Here is a 13993-nt window from a genome sequence, read left to right as displayed (position 1 = left end):
CCCGATTATATCGGGTTCGGCCCTCTCTTTGCCACACCGACAAAACCCGATTACATCCCCATCGGCCTCGCGCAAATTGCGCAGGTGCGCCAGGAGGCAACGCTTCCATTCTTCTGCATCGGCGGAATCAAGCGCGACAATGTGGACACCGTCATCGCCCATGGCGCGGTCGGTGTCGTGGTCGTCTCGGAGATTTTGCAGGCTCCCGACATTCGCGCAATTTGCGCGTGGTATCGTGAAAAACTGCTGGCGGCCAATCCTGTTTCACACTAAAAGCTTGTCATTATGTCATCCGTCCTTGTTGTTGGTTCCGTCGCGCTCGACAATATTAAAACCCCCAAAGAAGAGCATAAAAACCTGCTCGGTGGCTCGGCCTCCTACGCCTCTGTCGCCGCCGGTTTTTTGCCCCCGCGAAAATGGTCGGGGTCGTCGGGGAGGATTTTCCGAAAGAATATGTGGAGCTTTTCCGCTCCAAAAATGTCGATGTCGAGGGCTTGAAAACCGAGGCGGGGAAAACATTTGCCTGGCACGGGGAGTATGAGCTGAATATGAACAACCGCCGCACGTTGTCGGTGGAACTCAACGTTTTCGAGACTTTCCAGCCCGAGCTTCCCGCTTCCTACCGTTCGACCCCCTACGTTCTTCTGGCCAATATCGCTCCATCCCTCCAGAGTCATGTGCTCTCGCAGATTGAATCACCCCGCTTCATCATCGCCGACACGATGGATCTCTGGATTCAAATCGCCAATGAAGATCTGCGCAAATTGATCAAGCAGGTGGACATGCTCATTCTCAATGACAGCGAGGCAAGGGATTTTACCGGACAGGACAATGTGATCCGGGCCGGACATGAGATTTTGAAGATGGGCCCCCGTTACGTTGTCATCAAAAAAGGGGAACATGGAGCCATCCTCTTCGGACAGGAAGGTTATTTTCTTGCCCCGGCATTTCCGCTGGATGATGTGAAAGACCCGACGGGCGCGGGAGACTGTTTCGCCGGAGGCTTGATCGGAACACTTGCAGCGGAAAATCGCCATGATTTCGACACGCTCAAAAAAGCCGTGATCCACGGCACCGTGGTGGCCTCATTTAATGTGGAGGCCTTTAGCATGGGAAAATTGAAGGCAATTAATTCTGAGCAAATTGCCGGGCGCACCGGCAAAATGCGCGAATATGCCTCATTTTAAAAATTGAATATTCTCGAATAACTGACCGTCTATCCCTTTAAAGAAATCATTTTTTAAGGATTTTTGATTGCCAAACCACACAAATGCATCATAGGTTATGAACATTATGAATTCAAAACTGCATATATTCAAATTGATCACCTGCCTTGCTTGTCTCAATTTTGCTGCGTTGACAGCTCAAGCCAAAGACACTCCTTTGACATATCTGGAACCCGCTGAAGTCGAATGGGGTTCATTTGAGCATGACGCATCCGTTGCACGCACGGGGCAAAAACTGCCCAATCATGTTTATGAGTGGGGTTGGGGATCGAATTATCCTTGGCCTGAGGGACGGAAAATCGTCAAAAAAATTCCAGACGGATACACACTTCCCGAGGGGCAAAGTTATAATGTCGGCATTTTGGACGTATTTGTCGTTGGTGGTGATTTCCAGACCGGGGTCGGACTTTTGACCCGGCATTTTAATATGTATCACCAGATTGATTACGACATTCCCGCCGGCTCCAAAACCTTCTCAGCCAAAATCATGATCGGTGATGACGCCCATTTTGTTGATTGGCGTGATAATAACACCAACCAGCAGGGTGAATTCGTCATTTTTATCGATGAAAAGGAAGTCTATCGACAAGCAATCGGACGTTTGGGTATTCCCCGTGGCTCCGGGGAAACCTTGGATGAGGTCTCCATCAAAATTCCCGATGGCGCAAAAAAAATTCGCTTCACTCTTGAAAGTTCGGCTTGGGGCGATCAGGGTGCCACCGAAATTATTATCAACGACGGAAAATTCTCGGAATAGTCAGACAGCACCCAAACAATCTCTTTTGAAAAATGGCTCTTCCTCCACGAAGAGCCATTTTTTTGTCTTAACCACACTGTTCTGTTGATCCACATCCTCATATTTTCTTTGCAACCCAAATTCCAAGATCATCATTGACAATCCTATCCCTTGTGCTATTCGTCATCTCGTAACCCTAAATATTGTAGGTTCTTAAATGAAGTGCCCGAAATGCGGTTGCCAAGACGATAAAGTCATTGATTCAAGAACATCCCGGGAAGGTGATGTCATTCGGCGTCGGCGGGAATGTCTCAACTGCGCTCACCGTTACACCACTTACGAACAAGTCGAAAAGGACGCCCTTTTTGTCATGAAACGTGATGGCCGCCGGGAAAAATTCGACCGGAGCAAATTGCTCAAGGGGATCGAAATCGCCTGCCAGAAACGTCCGGTGTCCACCGACCAGATCGAGCGTCTCGTCGATGAGATTCACGACGTGATCAATAACGAGCACGAACGGGAGGTTCCCTCGACGGAGGTGGGTGAACTCCTCATGGCCAAGCTGCGGGAGATCGACGAGGTGGCCTACGTGCGTTTTGCCAGTGTCTATCGGAGTTTCCGCGACATCAATGAATTTATCAGTGAGGTCAACAACCTCTCTCAGCCCGCCACGGGCGCATCCCGATCATGAGAGTCATCGACGAATCCAGCATCATTATCGAGTTCCCGGACACCGGGCACAAGGCGCTGGTCAATTACGGGTCGCTGGTGGTTTCCCTGCGCCAAGCCTCCGAGACGGCCACGGGCGAAAACTGGATTCATGCCGAGAGTTTTGCCCGTGCGCTCTTGGAGCATTTCATCTCGAATGTGCAGGAGAATATGATGACGCTGGAGACATTCGAGGAGATCATCCGTTTCGTCCTGAGAAAGCTCAACCTTGAAAAAGTCGCCGACCATTTCCATTACATCCCGGCCCAGTCGATCATCGACCTCGACTCATTGACCGCCAAAAGCGGGGTTCCCATGGAGATCGAATTCTACGACAAATTGCGCCGCCAAGTCGCCGAAGCTTTGGCCACCCACCCGCAGGCGCTGCACATTCGCAATATCCGCAAATGCGTGAAAACCCTCCGTGGCGCAAAACGCTGGCGCAAAAAATGCCACCGCCAGCATGATGAACTGGTGGAATTCATCCGCCAAGCCATCGCCGCCTACTGCGAGGAGAAAAAACTCGCCGTTCTGATCAATTAAAACCTCAACGGCGCTGTCGTCCACACGGGCAATTTGCTCCCGGCAAATTCATGGACGCCTTTTTTGAGTGTGAGGGGGTGAACCTGCGGATCAACTCCATTAACCACGATTGTTTTGAATCCGTCATACAGGACAAAGGACACCTCCAACGCCCCGCAATTTGCGCGGAGTTTGTCCACCTTGACCTGCAATTTTCCGCTGGAAACTTTTGCTTCGATGAAATATTCGGACTCACCGCCCTTGCGGTATTGAAAGCTTTCCCCGTCGTCAAAAATGTAACGGCATGTGGCGGTGCCCTTTGAATCTTTTCGCAGGAAAATGTGGAGTTCGATTTTGCCCAAATCATTCTTTTGATCTTTTCTCGCTCCGACCTGCATCGGAACGATTCCCCCCTCCCGGAAATACAGCGGCGTGGTTCGGGCCTTTTGCTTCACACGCAATTTGCGCCCGCCCCGGATCCATTTTGCGTCCAGGCAGGAGAACCAGTGAGCTTCGGGCAGAGTCACCTCGCGCGCGTCGGAGGAACTGGACAGCACAGGCGCCTGCATGATGGCGGGGCCGGCCATGAATTGGTCGCCGACATGACCGAGGGGCAGTTTTCCCGTGTCCTCGAAATCATAGATCAAGGGCCGCAGAATCGCCTCGCCGGTTTGCTCATGCCGGATGTAGAGATTATAGAGATACGGGAGCAATTTGTATCGGAGCCTGATGTATTCCCGCAAAATGCCGAGGGTTTTTGTGCCAAACGCCCAGGGTTCCTGGGCCCGGCATCCCTGATGGGTGTGATTGCGGAAAAAGGGAAAGAGGAACTGCATTTTAAACCACGCGATCATCAGCTCCGCTGTGGTGTGACCGCCAAAGCCCCCAGCGTCCGGCCCATTGAAGGGAATCCCCGACAATGCGAGATTCAATGACATGGGAACAGCATTTTTGAGGTGATGATCGTTGGAGAAATTGTCGCCGGTCCAAATCGCCGCATATTTGGACATGCCCGTGAATCCGCTGCGACTCAGGAGAAAGGGACGCTTGTCGGGATGCGCCTTGAGGAATCCCTCACGGCTCGCCATGGCCATGCCGAGGGCGTATTGATTATGGTAGGAGGAATGATCCCATTTGCCGCCGTTGAAAAGCATAGGGTCCAATTCTGAAGCGCCCACAGCGGGATCATTCATGTCGAGCCAAGCGCCTTGGATGCCGGAGCCTGAAGCAAATTGCGCGACTTGTCCCACCCACCAAGCCCGCGCTTTGGGCGAGGCGAAATCGGGAAAAACCGTCGCCCCCGGCCAGACGAATCCGACAAAATCCTTGCCCGCCGGGGTTTTGCAATAGGCTTTGGATTTCAGGCCTGAATCATACACATGATAGCCGGGGTCGATTTTCACGCCGGGGTCAATAATCGGCACCACCTTGCGCCCGCGTTTTTGAATCCGCGCAATTTGCGCGGAAGGGGCGGAGAAATGCTTTTGCTCAAAAGTGAACACCCGGTAGCCGCGCATGTAATCGATGTCCAACCACAATCCGTCGCAGGGAATCCCGTGCTTTGAGAAATTTTTGTCGAGATTGTCCAGACATTGATAGCTCTGGTAACCCCAGCGGCATTGTTGATACCCCAGCGACCACAGCGGCGGGCGCGGCGTGACACCGACGAGCCGCTGGAATTTGCAGGTCAGATCGTGCAGTGTCGGCCCGACAATGACATACATCCTCGCGGTTCCGTCACTCGACCCGATGAAAAATGGCTGGCGCAACTCGGTCTTGAGTTGTTCCCCTCCGATGCTCACCTGCGGTGAGATTCCCATATAAACCGCGTGGGGATTGTCCACCAGGAGCCCGAGATAGGTGTTCCCTTTTTTAATAATCAAGTAAGGCACCGACAGATACATCGGGTCGGTCGTGCCATTGATAAAGGCGTCGGCATGAAAATCCGCCCACACATCGGTATTCCAGAATTTTGTGCGAACCCCGCTTTTCTCGAATCCATTGTTCTTCTCGCCCATGCCGTAGAATTGTTGGCCGGACTCCGGAGCAAATTGCACCATCCAGCTTTGTCCGCAAACTCCAAAAGCTTCCTGCGGCAGAGTCGCGAGCAAATTGCTCCGCCCGGAGCGGATCGCAAACCCTCCATGCGGCGCAATTTGCAATTCCGCCCGGCTGGGTGACTTGAATGCGTTCAAGTCCAGTCCGCTGTGACTGCGATATTCCCACGCGGGGGACTCATACGAAATTTCAAAAACGTCCTCGCCCAGGTCGGCGGTTCGCAGGACGATCTTGTGGCCGGGGAGCGTGGCCCTGTTTTTTTTGAGTCCGTGGGGAGGGATGAATGCAAAATTCGGCGGGTTCTGAATTTTATTAAAATACATGGCTGTGAATTCCGATTGTGGGGTTTGTGCCTGATGAAAGCCAAAATCAGTGCCGGTGCAAGCGCATCTTTGTTTTCATTGCAGGAATCCGGACATCTCTGATATTCTCCCCACAACCATGACCGACTCCATTTTCACCAAAATCATCAAACGCGAAATCCCCGCCGACATCCTGCACGAGGACGGGCATTGCGTCGCCATCCGCGACATTCATCCGCAGGCGAAAGCGCATTTCCTCGTGATCCCCAAAAAGCAAATTGCGCGGCTGGCGGCGGCGGGAGACGAGGATCACACCCTGCTCGGGCATTTGCTCCAGACAGCGCGGCGTGTTGCGGAAAAACAAGGCTTGAGCGCGGACGGCTACCGCGTCGTGATCAATTCTGGCGCAAATGCCGGGGAAACGGTTCCCCATCTGCATCTCCATGTGCTGGGCGGGGAACGTCTCAAAGATCAATTCGGGGCGTAACCCATGACCGTCACACTCCGTTTCTGGGCCAATCTCAAGGACATCACCGGGGAGGCTGAGCTCACCCGCAGTTATCCCGAGGGTTCGAATGTGCAATTTGCACTGGATGAGATTTACCAGACTTATCCCCGGCTTAAGGAATGGGACAGGTCTTTGCTCCTGTCCATCGGCCATGAATACACCTCCCGCAGCCAAATCCTCCAGGACGGAGACGAACTCTCACTGATGCCACCCGTGCAGGGAGGTTAATCCAAGCCATGCCTGAATCCCCCACCCTTCCCGCAAATTGCTCGCTGGTCATCTCGGAGAAACCCATCACTCGGGAGGTGTCCCAATTCCGCGAAGATCAAGGCGCGGTGGTGGAGTTCCACGGTGTGGTGCGCTCCGGTGAAGCCGGAAAAATCATCGAAGGAATCGAATACGAGGCGTTTGAGGGCATGGCCCGCGCACAATTTGCGCGGCTGATGCGGGAGGCTTTTTCAAAATGGCCGATTCATCAGATCCACATTCATCACCGAATCGGTCGGGTCAAAGCGGCTGAACCCTCCCTGTATCTGCGGGTCTGCGCCGGACATCGGGCGGAAGCCTTTGCCGCCGCGCAATGGATCATCGACGAGATGAAACGTGTCGTGCCGATCTGGAAAAAGCCCTACTGAGCCGCCCGTTGCTCGGCTCGCAATTTTGCAATCATGCCTTTGACGTGGGCCAGCTCCATGTCAGTGGCTTGTTTGCGGGAGTAACGGCGCTCCAGCGCATCGAGCAAATTCTCCCAGTCATGAAGTTCGGGCACACGCTCGTAGTCCCACTGGTTCCCGCCTTTTTCGCGGAATTGGAATTTTAATTCCTTCCCCCAGCGCGCCACACGCACCTCGTAAGAGCTTCGATCCGGGCGGCGGGTTCGCCAGTTAATTTCTTGTCGCATGACCTTGCGCCTCCGTTCCCTTAGTAGAGGTCTTCGTAGAGCTTGTGATATTCGACAGCCCGGAGGCCCACCAATGCGGCCAATCCCAGAATGTCCTCTGAGGTCGAACCCCGTGTGATGTCGGCGGCGGGACGATCCAGCCCGAGAATCAAGTGGCCGTAGCAATCCGCACCGGAAACAATTTTGAGAAGTTTCGAGGCGATATTGCCGGCATTCAAATCAGGGAAAATCAGGACATTGGCTTGGCCAGCCACAGAACTGTCCGGCGCTTTTTCCTGACCAGTTTCCCAATCCAAGGCGGCGTCAATCTGGAGCTCCCCATCGACTTCGATCTTGAATGCAAGCTCATCGGCCTTTTTGCGGCATAGCGCGGCGGCGGCGGCCATTTTTTCGGTAATCTTGTGTTTGGCGCTGCCTTTCGTGCCGAATCCCAGATAAGCCACACGCGGCACCAGCCCGGACATCTGACGCGCCAGCTTGGCGGTTTCCAACCCAATGTCGGCGAGTTCCTCGACGGTGGGTTCAGGAATGATTCCACAGTCAGCAAAATACATCACGCCATTGTCCCCGATTTTTTTGTCCGATGTGGCGAAGATCATGCAGCTGGACAGGATTTTGACCTCGGGAAGCGGTTTAATGAGCGCCATCAACGGGCGCAGGAATGAGGCTGTCGTGCAGGCATTTCCTCCGACGATTCCGTCGGCGTGGGAATACTGCACCATCATCGCGGCAAAATAATTTGGATTCACGATGAGTTTCTCGACTTCCTCGGTTTTCATCGCCTGATAACGGGTCGTCTTTTTCATCCGTTCAGTGAAAAGGGGCAATTCCGTCGATGTGGCCGGGTCGATGATGCGAACATGATTCAAGGCCAGTCCGAGTTCGGCGGCCTTGGCTCTGATGACCTCGCGGTTGCCCAAAAGAATCGGGGCACCGAGCTTGAGGCGCGCAAACTCCTCCGCCGCCTTCATGACGACAGGGTCGTCCCCTTCTGGAAACACAATCCGTTTCGGATGTCTTTTGAGCAAATCGTATATTTTTTCAATAAAAGTCATGGGTGTGAGAACAGGATATTGCCAAAGCCCCCTAAAAAGGGAAGCATTGAATTTCCTCCGTCAGTCTCAATAACGGGGAACCTTTGGATCAATTTCCATTGCCCATTGCTCGATGCCGCCCGCCACATTCGTCAGGTCGTTGTAGCCCTGTTTTGACAACCATAGGCAAGCCTGCATGGAGCGGCCCCCATGATGGCAATGAATGACGATTTTCTCGTCGGGTTTTAACTCCTGCAAGGCGCGCTTGGCAAAGGCGCTCAAAGGAATCAGTTCCGCGCCCGGAATCCGGGCAAGGGCGTATTCATCCTCCTCGCGAACATCGATCAAACGGATGGGAGACTGGGAGTCCAGCAGTGACTTCAGTTCCCCGACAGACATGGATTTCACAGATGACATAATCCCCACAACCTGATGATCCCCCGCGCAATTTGCAAGGATGAATCTGACTTTTCCCCCAGACTCTCAATGCCTTTCCAAGACATAAATGAAACCGGTATTGTTGTTGCGCCGGATAAATTTGCCGGTGGCGAAATCACCGTCATCAAACTTCCGGTCGATTTCAAGCAACGTCTGACGCCCGGAGCCGGATGTCACAGGAGGGCTGTGCACGGTGATGCCCGTCACACGCGTCCCTCCAGGGCCAAAGGCTTGGTTATTATCCCAGTCCCAGAATCCGCCAATGGGGGTTTGTTCTGTCCATTTGACACGGCTCAGATAGGTGCGCATTCCATTGAGATTATTCCATGAACGCGGCAACCCATCGGGTGGATATCCGCCATAATCGGCGGCATACATGTCAAAAGCGTCTCCTATGATGCGCAGGTTGTTAATGAATCGATTCTCATTGCTGACTTCCCTTGCCCGAATGAAATTCGGAAGAGCCAATACTGCCAATAACGCGATAATCGCCACTACGACCATAATTTCGATGAGGGTAAAACCCTCGTCGGAGTCTCTTAAGGTTTTCATTTTTTATCCTTATGTATGGGTTATTTATGACTATCATTATGAAAAATATAATAATATTACACTTATCTAACATCAAGATTTAAATGTTAAATTTATCCATTTTTTTCTTTTCTTCTTTCTCACAAATATAATCCACGTTACCTTTCTCACCCACATCATGGCGCAATTTGCAAAAGTCGTTCTGGAACGGAATCTCGACAAGGAATTCGACTACCTCATTCCTGACTCATTGCTGGGAGTCGTTCAAGTCGGCAGCAAAGTGCGGGTTCCTTTCGGTCGCCAAATTCTGATGGGGTTTGTCTCCTCGGTGATGTCGCACCCCGATTACCCGGATTGCAAACCCATCACGGAGGTCATCGGCAAAAAACCATTCCTCGACCATCACCTGCTGGAGCTGGCCCGCTGGATGGCCGGATACTACTCTTGCCCCTACGAAACCGCCCTGCGCAGCGTGATGCCGGAAGCGGTTCGCAAAGCCGATGCGGCGCACAAGGAAAAGCTATTTGTCACACTCAAAAAACCGCTCACCCCGGAGGCGGCAGAGGCTTTTCCAAAACGCTCCCGCAAACAATTGATGGTTCTCCAATATCTGCAATCACACGGGGGCCGATTTCTCCGTGATCTCATGGAGGAAACCTCGACAGGGCGATCCTCTCTGGATGCGCTGGAGGATGCGGGGTGGATCATCATCTCTCCTGAAGCGGTGGACCGTGACCCTTTTGAGAATGAAACCTTCCTGCCCTCCTCCCCTCTTCTGCTCAATGACGAACAAAAACAGGCATTTTTGACCATTACCCAAGCAATCACGGCCAGCTCGCCGGGGGTGATCCTCCTGCACGGGGTCACGGGCAGCGGAAAAACCGAGGTCTATCTGCAGGCGATGGATTATTGCCTGCGTCCACGGCAAAGGCGCGATTGTCATGGTTCCGGAAATTCGCCCTTGACCCCGCAGACGGTGGAACGCTTCAAATCACGCTTTGCCGAGAGCGGCACGCAGGTGGCAGTGCTTCACAGTCATCTCTCCGCCGGGGAACGTCACGATCAATGGCATAAAATTCACGAGGGCCGCGCCCGGATCGTCATCGGGGCGCGTTCGGCGGTTTTTGCTCCGGTGCGTGAACTGGGCCTGATCATCGTCGATGAGGAGCATGAGAGCACCTACAAGCAGGAGGAGGCTCCGCGTTACAATGCCCGCGACGTGGCGGTGATGCGGGGCAAATTGCTCGGGGCGGCGGTGGTGCTGGGGTCGGCGACTCCGAGTCTGGAGTCATTCCACAATGCAGCGAAAGGCAAATACACCCTCCGCTCGATGCCCAAAAGAATCGATGACAAAAAAATGCCCCTGATGCGAATCATCGACATGCGGCAAGAGGCGCTCAGACAAAAAGGCGTTCACATCTTTTCAGGGCGTTTGCGCGATGCGATTCAGGAGCGACTGGACAAATCCGAGCAAACGATTCTTTTCCTCAACCGCCGGGGATTCGCCACGTCCATGGTGTGCCCGAAATGCGGGCATGTCGAGATGTGCCCGCATTGCAGTGTCGCGCTGACTTATCACCGGGGCAAAAACCTGCTCGCCTGCCATGTCTGCGGGCACAAGGCGGCTCCGCCGCAGGATTGCCCGGCCTGTCATGCGCCGGACATTCGTTACACGGGGCTGGGAACGGAAAAAGTCGAGGACACTTTGGCCAAGCTTTTTCCAAAGGCGCGCATTCGGCGCATGGACTCGGACACCATGACGCGCAAGGATTCATACCGCGAAACTCTGGGCGCTTTCCGCACGGGCAAAATCGACATTCTTCTGGGCACGCAAATGATCGCCAAGGGGCTGGACTTTCCAAATGTGACATTGGTGGGAATTCTCAATGCCGACCTGGGCCTGCACCTGCCGGATTTCCGGGCGGGGGAACGCACCTTTCAACTGCTCACACAGGTCGCGGGCCGGGCGGGACGCGGCGAGGTCGAGGGCGAGGTCATTGTGCAGACTTTCACACCTTTCCATCCGGCGGTGCAATTTGCGCGGCATCATGACTATCAGGGGTTTTACGAACAGGAGATCGGATTCCGGCAGGAACTCAAGTATCCCCCGCTGAGTCATGTCATCCTGATCACCATTCGGGGAACCAATGACGACAAAGCCGCATTTGTCGCGCAATCTTTGCGCAAATTGCTCGCGCAAAATGCCCCGGCGGGCGCGATTCTGGGCGATGCCGCGCCCGCGCCCATGGCCAAGATGAAAACCTATTTCCGTTACCAGATCATGCTCCGCGCCTCCTCCGTTCTCAAGCTCATCGGCCACGTCGAGGCGGTTCTCAAAAGCTTCACCCCCCCGGAGGATGTCCTCCTCACCGTCGATGTCGATCCCCTTTTCCTGATGTGAATGCACCTCAGCTTGTCCCGGTTCAGGGTAAAGATCACGATAATGAGAAAAGAACATTTTCAGAGAAAAACCGCAGATCAACGCAGATTTACACAGATCGGTTTTTCAAGCGGAGATTCCGTATATATTTAAGAAATACTCGATTGCCTAGATCGTGCACTTACAGCGTGTTTATATCCTATGGCTGTCAAAACGATTACGATCGATATGGATTCGTATAACCTACTTTCTTCAATGAAAGCTGAGAATGAATCGTTGAGCACACTGATTAAGGGGAGGTTGAAACCATATTCTACGGCCAGTTTGCTTTTGTCAAAATTGCCAGAGTTAACATTGGAATCCTCTTCACTGGACGGAATAGAGCAAATTGTTTCCTCCCGGCGTTAATTCCTTGTCCGTGACGCTCCAGAACGGATATCGATCATAATTTTTTCAATCCTCTATCCTTTATTCGCCATTCAATAGATAGCAGCCCTCTTCTCTGCTTGCCTTCACGGCTGAAGGGATTAGATAACGATTCATGCAAAATCCTTTTCGTTCGATCCATTTCATCGGCATTTGCGGAACCGCCATGGGGGCTGTCGCCGCCGCGCTGAAAGACGCGGGTTACGAGGTGACGGGTTCCGATGAGAATGTCTATCCGCCGATGTCCACATTCCTGGAGTCCAAAGGAATTCGCATCATGCAGGGGTTCAAGCCCGAAAATCTCGCTCACAAGCCCGATCTGATCGTGGTGGGCAATGCCATCAAACGCGGCACCGAGGAACTCGAAGCGGTGCTGGAACAGAAACTTTATTATCTCTCGCTTCCCGAGGTGTTGAAACAGTTTTTCCTGCGCGGTCGGCATAACCTCGTTGTCACGGGCACTCACGGAAAAACCACGACCACCTCGATTCTCGCGTGGATTTTCGAATACGCCGGGAAAGCCCCCAGCTACATGATCGGTGGAATCCCGAAAAACCTTTCCCAAGGTTGCGTGATTCGCGACAGCAAACATTTCATCCTTGAAGGGGACGAATACGACACGGCCTTTTTCGACAAACGCTCGAAATTCCTTCATTACCTGCCCGAGCTGGTGATTATGAATAATGTGGAGTTCGACCATGCGGACATTTTCGCCTCACTCGATGATGTGAAAACCACTTTCAAGCGACTGGTCAATATCGTGCCGCGCAACGGGATGATCATCTACAATGAGGACGATGCGAATATCCGTGAGATCATTGGAGGCGCTTTATCTCATCTCGTGAGCGTGGGAACCTCCGATAATTCCGCGCTCCAGATTCAGAACACAAAATACTTTAATGACCGGTCTGAATGGACTCTCAAAGGGCTTGGAGACTTCAAATTCCACATGATCGGCGAGATCAATGTCCGCAATGCCTCCATGGCCATTGCCGCAGCCCATTTCTATCAGATTCCCCTCGAAACCATCCGTGAAGCGGTGGCGCAATTTGCGGGGATTAAACGCCGCCAGGAGGTTCGCGGCGAGGTCAACGGCATCACGGTCATCGATGATTTCGGACATCACCCCACCGCGATGAAACAAACCTTTTTTGCCCTGCACCACCGTTACCCCGGTCGCAAGGTGTGGGCGATTTTCGAGCCGCGGTCAAATACCACCCGCCGGAATATCTTTCAGAAGGAACTCCCCGAAGCCCTCGGCATGGCCGATGGCGTCTTTGTCGCCCAAGTGCATCTTCTCGAAAAAATCCCGCCTGCGGAACGTCTCAATCCCGAAAAGGTCATGGCAGACATTCGTGCCATGGGCAAACCCGCCTTTTATGAACCAGACGCAGACACCATCGTCGCCAAGGCCAAAGACCATGTCAAACCCGGCGACGTGGTCGTCGTTTTCTCCAACGGCGGATTCGGCGGCATCCATCAGAAATTGCTTGATGCGCTGAAATAGTTTTTATTAAGTTGACTAAATAACTTAGTCCATTATCTTATTTTGATGTCCACACTCAGTGTTCATGAGGCAAAAACTCACTTTTCAAAACTGATCAACCGCGCTTTGGCCGGGGAGGAAATCATTGTGGCAAAAGGCAAAAAGCCTGTCGTCAGAATTGTTCCCATGGAAGGAGCAAAAACATCTAGGATTCCCGGTCGCTCCAAAGGGTTGGTCAAATGGATTTCAAAGGATTTCGACAAACCATTGTCTGAATTTGAGGATTTTATGAAATAGCCCGGTTATCGCCATAATCATAAAGATGAAATACCTTCTCGATACGCACACCTTCCTTTGGTTTGTTCAAGAGCCTTCCTTGCTGAGCAAAAAAGCGTTGGAAACAATGACAAACACCGAAAACATCATTTATTGGAGCGCGGCAAGTTTTTGGGAATTAACAGTGAAAATTTCCCTTGGAAAAATCAAAATGCATGACGAATGGCAAGCCTCCTTGAAAGAAGAGAAACGCATCAACAGAATTTTGGATCTTCCCATCACTTCGGAACATTGTGAACCGAACTTGACTCTTCCTTGGCATCATCGCGATCCCTTTGACAGACTGCTGATTAATCAAGCGATCACCGAAAATTTCACCATTATTACAAAGGACTCTTTTATCAAAAAGTATAAAGTCAAAACCCTTTGGTGACACATGCCTTCGTGTTTTTCGCGCGCTT

General features: G+C 52.5%; 17 protein-coding genes. 12 read left to right on the top strand and 5 right to left on the bottom strand.

Annotated elements, in window-relative coordinates:
• From QQ055_RS04040 to QQ055_RS04020, 5 genes are all read left to right on the top strand, one after another.
• A partial coding sequence (locus tag QQ055_RS04040; protein ID WP_286004262.1) for a thiamine phosphate synthase occupies positions 1–273 on the top strand: 273 nt, incomplete at its 5' end.
• Between the two features lie 143 nt (positions 274–416).
• Positions 417–1187, top strand: coding sequence for a PfkB family carbohydrate kinase (locus QQ055_RS04035; protein ID WP_286004261.1), 771 nt, complete (start codon positions 417–419; stop codon positions 1185–1187).
• 106 nt (positions 1188–1293) lie between these two features.
• The gene (locus QQ055_RS04030) at positions 1294–1983 is read left to right on the top strand and encodes a hypothetical protein (RefSeq protein WP_285964918.1); all 690 of its coding nucleotides are present in this window, start codon (positions 1294–1296) and stop codon (positions 1981–1983) included.
• A 196-nt stretch (positions 1984–2179) separates the two neighbouring features.
• Positions 2180–2653, top strand: a complete 474-nt coding sequence (nrdR, locus tag QQ055_RS04025) for a transcriptional regulator NrdR (RefSeq protein WP_284474948.1) — start codon at positions 2180–2182, stop codon at positions 2651–2653.
• On the top strand, positions 2650–3213 hold the full coding sequence (locus QQ055_RS04020; protein ID WP_284474947.1) for a hypothetical protein: 564 nt from the start codon (positions 2650–2652) through the stop codon (positions 3211–3213). Before nrdR ends, QQ055_RS04020 begins: the two co-directional genes overlap by 4 nt.
• On the opposite strand, the gene QQ055_RS04015 is transcribed toward QQ055_RS04020, so the two are convergent.
• A complete protein-coding gene (locus QQ055_RS04015) occupies positions 3210–5573 on the bottom strand; it encodes a glycoside hydrolase family 31 protein (RefSeq protein WP_284474946.1) in 2364 nt (787 codons plus the stop codon). The two genes, QQ055_RS04020 and QQ055_RS04015, sit on opposite strands and share 4 nt — an antisense overlap.
• A gap of 118 nt (positions 5574–5691) precedes the next feature.
• Between QQ055_RS04015 and QQ055_RS04010 the strand changes: the two genes are divergently transcribed.
• Genes QQ055_RS04010 through QQ055_RS04000 form a run of 3 tightly spaced genes read left to right on the top strand, consistent with a single transcriptional unit; the run spans position 5692 to position 6695 of the window.
• Positions 5692–6039, top strand: coding sequence for a histidine triad nucleotide-binding protein (locus QQ055_RS04010; protein ID WP_284474945.1), 348 nt, complete (start codon positions 5692–5694; stop codon positions 6037–6039).
• A gap of 3 nt (positions 6040–6042) precedes the next feature.
• A complete protein-coding gene (locus QQ055_RS04005; protein ID WP_284474944.1) occupies positions 6043–6288 on the top strand; it encodes a MoaD/ThiS family protein in 246 nt (81 codons plus the stop codon).
• 8 nt (positions 6289–6296) lie between these two features.
• Entirely contained in the window at positions 6297–6695 is a 399-nt protein-coding gene (locus QQ055_RS04000) for a molybdenum cofactor biosynthesis protein MoaE (protein ID WP_284474943.1), read from the top strand.
• Here QQ055_RS04000 and QQ055_RS03995 read toward each other — a convergent pair.
• From QQ055_RS03995 to QQ055_RS03980, 4 genes are all read right to left on the bottom strand, one after another.
• Positions 6689–6961, bottom strand: coding sequence for a hypothetical protein (locus QQ055_RS03995; RefSeq protein WP_284474942.1), 273 nt, complete (start codon positions 6959–6961; stop codon positions 6689–6691). The genes QQ055_RS04000 and QQ055_RS03995 overlap by 7 nt on opposite strands.
• Positions 6962–6981: 20 nt before the next feature.
• Positions 6982–8016 carry a phosphate acyltransferase gene (locus QQ055_RS03990; RefSeq protein WP_284474941.1) on the bottom strand — a complete coding sequence of 345 codons (1035 nt, stop codon included), beginning with the start codon at positions 8014–8016 and terminating at the stop codon, positions 6982–6984.
• Positions 8017–8082: 66 nt separating this feature from the next.
• Positions 8083–8412, bottom strand: a complete 330-nt coding sequence (locus tag QQ055_RS03985) for a rhodanese-like domain-containing protein (RefSeq protein ID WP_285963622.1) — start codon at positions 8410–8412, stop codon at positions 8083–8085.
• A 66-nt stretch (positions 8413–8478) separates the two neighbouring features.
• Entirely contained in the window at positions 8479–8985 is a 507-nt protein-coding gene (locus QQ055_RS03980; protein WP_284474940.1) for a type II secretion system protein, read from the bottom strand.
• Between the two features lie 157 nt (positions 8986–9142).
• On the opposite strand from QQ055_RS03980, the gene priA reads away from it, so the two are divergent.
• The 4 genes from priA to QQ055_RS03960 all read left to right on the top strand — a co-directional run bounded on the left by priA (position 9143) and on the right by QQ055_RS03960 (position 13965).
• Positions 9143–11365, top strand: coding sequence for a replication restart helicase PriA (priA, locus tag QQ055_RS03975; protein ID WP_286004260.1), 2223 nt, complete (start codon positions 9143–9145; stop codon positions 11363–11365).
• 520 nt (positions 11366–11885) lie between these two features.
• Positions 11886–13277: a UDP-N-acetylmuramate:L-alanyl-gamma-D-glutamyl-meso-diaminopimelate ligase gene (mpl, locus tag QQ055_RS03970; RefSeq protein WP_284474938.1), complete on the top strand. Its 1392-nt coding sequence runs from the start codon at positions 11886–11888 to the stop codon at positions 13275–13277.
• Between the two features lie 45 nt (positions 13278–13322).
• Positions 13323–13553 (top strand): type II toxin-antitoxin system Phd/YefM family antitoxin, encoded by a 231-nt coding sequence (locus QQ055_RS03965; protein WP_284474937.1) that lies wholly within the window; start codon positions 13323–13325, stop codon positions 13551–13553.
• 25 nt (positions 13554–13578) lie between these two features.
• Positions 13579–13965, top strand: coding sequence for a type II toxin-antitoxin system VapC family toxin (locus QQ055_RS03960; protein ID WP_284474936.1), 387 nt, complete (start codon positions 13579–13581; stop codon positions 13963–13965).
• Positions 13966–13993: the final 28 nt, after the last annotated feature.

The sequence above is a fragment of the Geitlerinema calcuttense NRMC-F 0142 genome (genome assembly GCF_030285425.1).
Note: the sequence above shows the minus strand (reverse complement) of the source record. Positions and strands in the feature narration are given on the sequence as shown.

Bases quoted from the DNA above. Each gene is read 5' to 3' on its own strand.
- QQ055_RS04035 (WP_286004261.1), top strand. From the start codon at position 417: ATGGTCGGGGTCGTCGGGGAGGATTTTCCGAAAGAATATGTGGAGCTT.
- QQ055_RS04030 (WP_285964918.1), top strand. From the start codon at position 1,294: ATGAATTCAAAACTGCATATATTCAAATTGATCACCTGCCTTGCTTGT.
- nrdR (WP_284474948.1), top strand. From the start codon at position 2,180: ATGAAGTGCCCGAAATGCGGTTGCCAAGACGATAAAGTCATTGATTCA.
- QQ055_RS04020 (WP_284474947.1), top strand. From the start codon at position 2,650: ATGAGAGTCATCGACGAATCCAGCATCATTATCGAGTTCCCGGACACC.
- QQ055_RS04015 (WP_284474946.1), bottom strand. From the start codon at position 5,573: ATGTATTTTAATAAAATTCAGAACCCGCCGAATTTTGCATTCATCCCT.
- QQ055_RS04010 (WP_284474945.1), top strand. From the start codon at position 5,692: ATGACCGACTCCATTTTCACCAAAATCATCAAACGCGAAATCCCCGCC.
- QQ055_RS04005 (WP_284474944.1), top strand. From the start codon at position 6,043: ATGACCGTCACACTCCGTTTCTGGGCCAATCTCAAGGACATCACCGGG.
- QQ055_RS04000 (WP_284474943.1), top strand. From the start codon at position 6,297: ATGCCTGAATCCCCCACCCTTCCCGCAAATTGCTCGCTGGTCATCTCG.
- QQ055_RS03995 (WP_284474942.1), bottom strand. From the start codon at position 6,961: ATGCGACAAGAAATTAACTGGCGAACCCGCCGCCCGGATCGAAGCTCT.
- QQ055_RS03990 (WP_284474941.1), bottom strand. From the start codon at position 8,016: ATGACTTTTATTGAAAAAATATACGATTTGCTCAAAAGACATCCGAAA.
- QQ055_RS03985 (WP_285963622.1), bottom strand. From the start codon at position 8,412: ATGTCATCTGTGAAATCCATGTCTGTCGGGGAACTGAAGTCACTGCTG.
- QQ055_RS03980 (WP_284474940.1), bottom strand. From the start codon at position 8,985: ATGAAAACCTTAAGAGACTCCGACGAGGGTTTTACCCTCATCGAAATT.
- priA (WP_286004260.1), top strand. From the start codon at position 9,143: ATGGCGCAATTTGCAAAAGTCGTTCTGGAACGGAATCTCGACAAGGAA.
- mpl (WP_284474938.1), top strand. From the start codon at position 11,886: ATGCAAAATCCTTTTCGTTCGATCCATTTCATCGGCATTTGCGGAACC.
- QQ055_RS03965 (WP_284474937.1), top strand. From the start codon at position 13,323: ATGTCCACACTCAGTGTTCATGAGGCAAAAACTCACTTTTCAAAACTG.
- QQ055_RS03960 (WP_284474936.1), top strand. From the start codon at position 13,579: ATGAAATACCTTCTCGATACGCACACCTTCCTTTGGTTTGTTCAAGAG.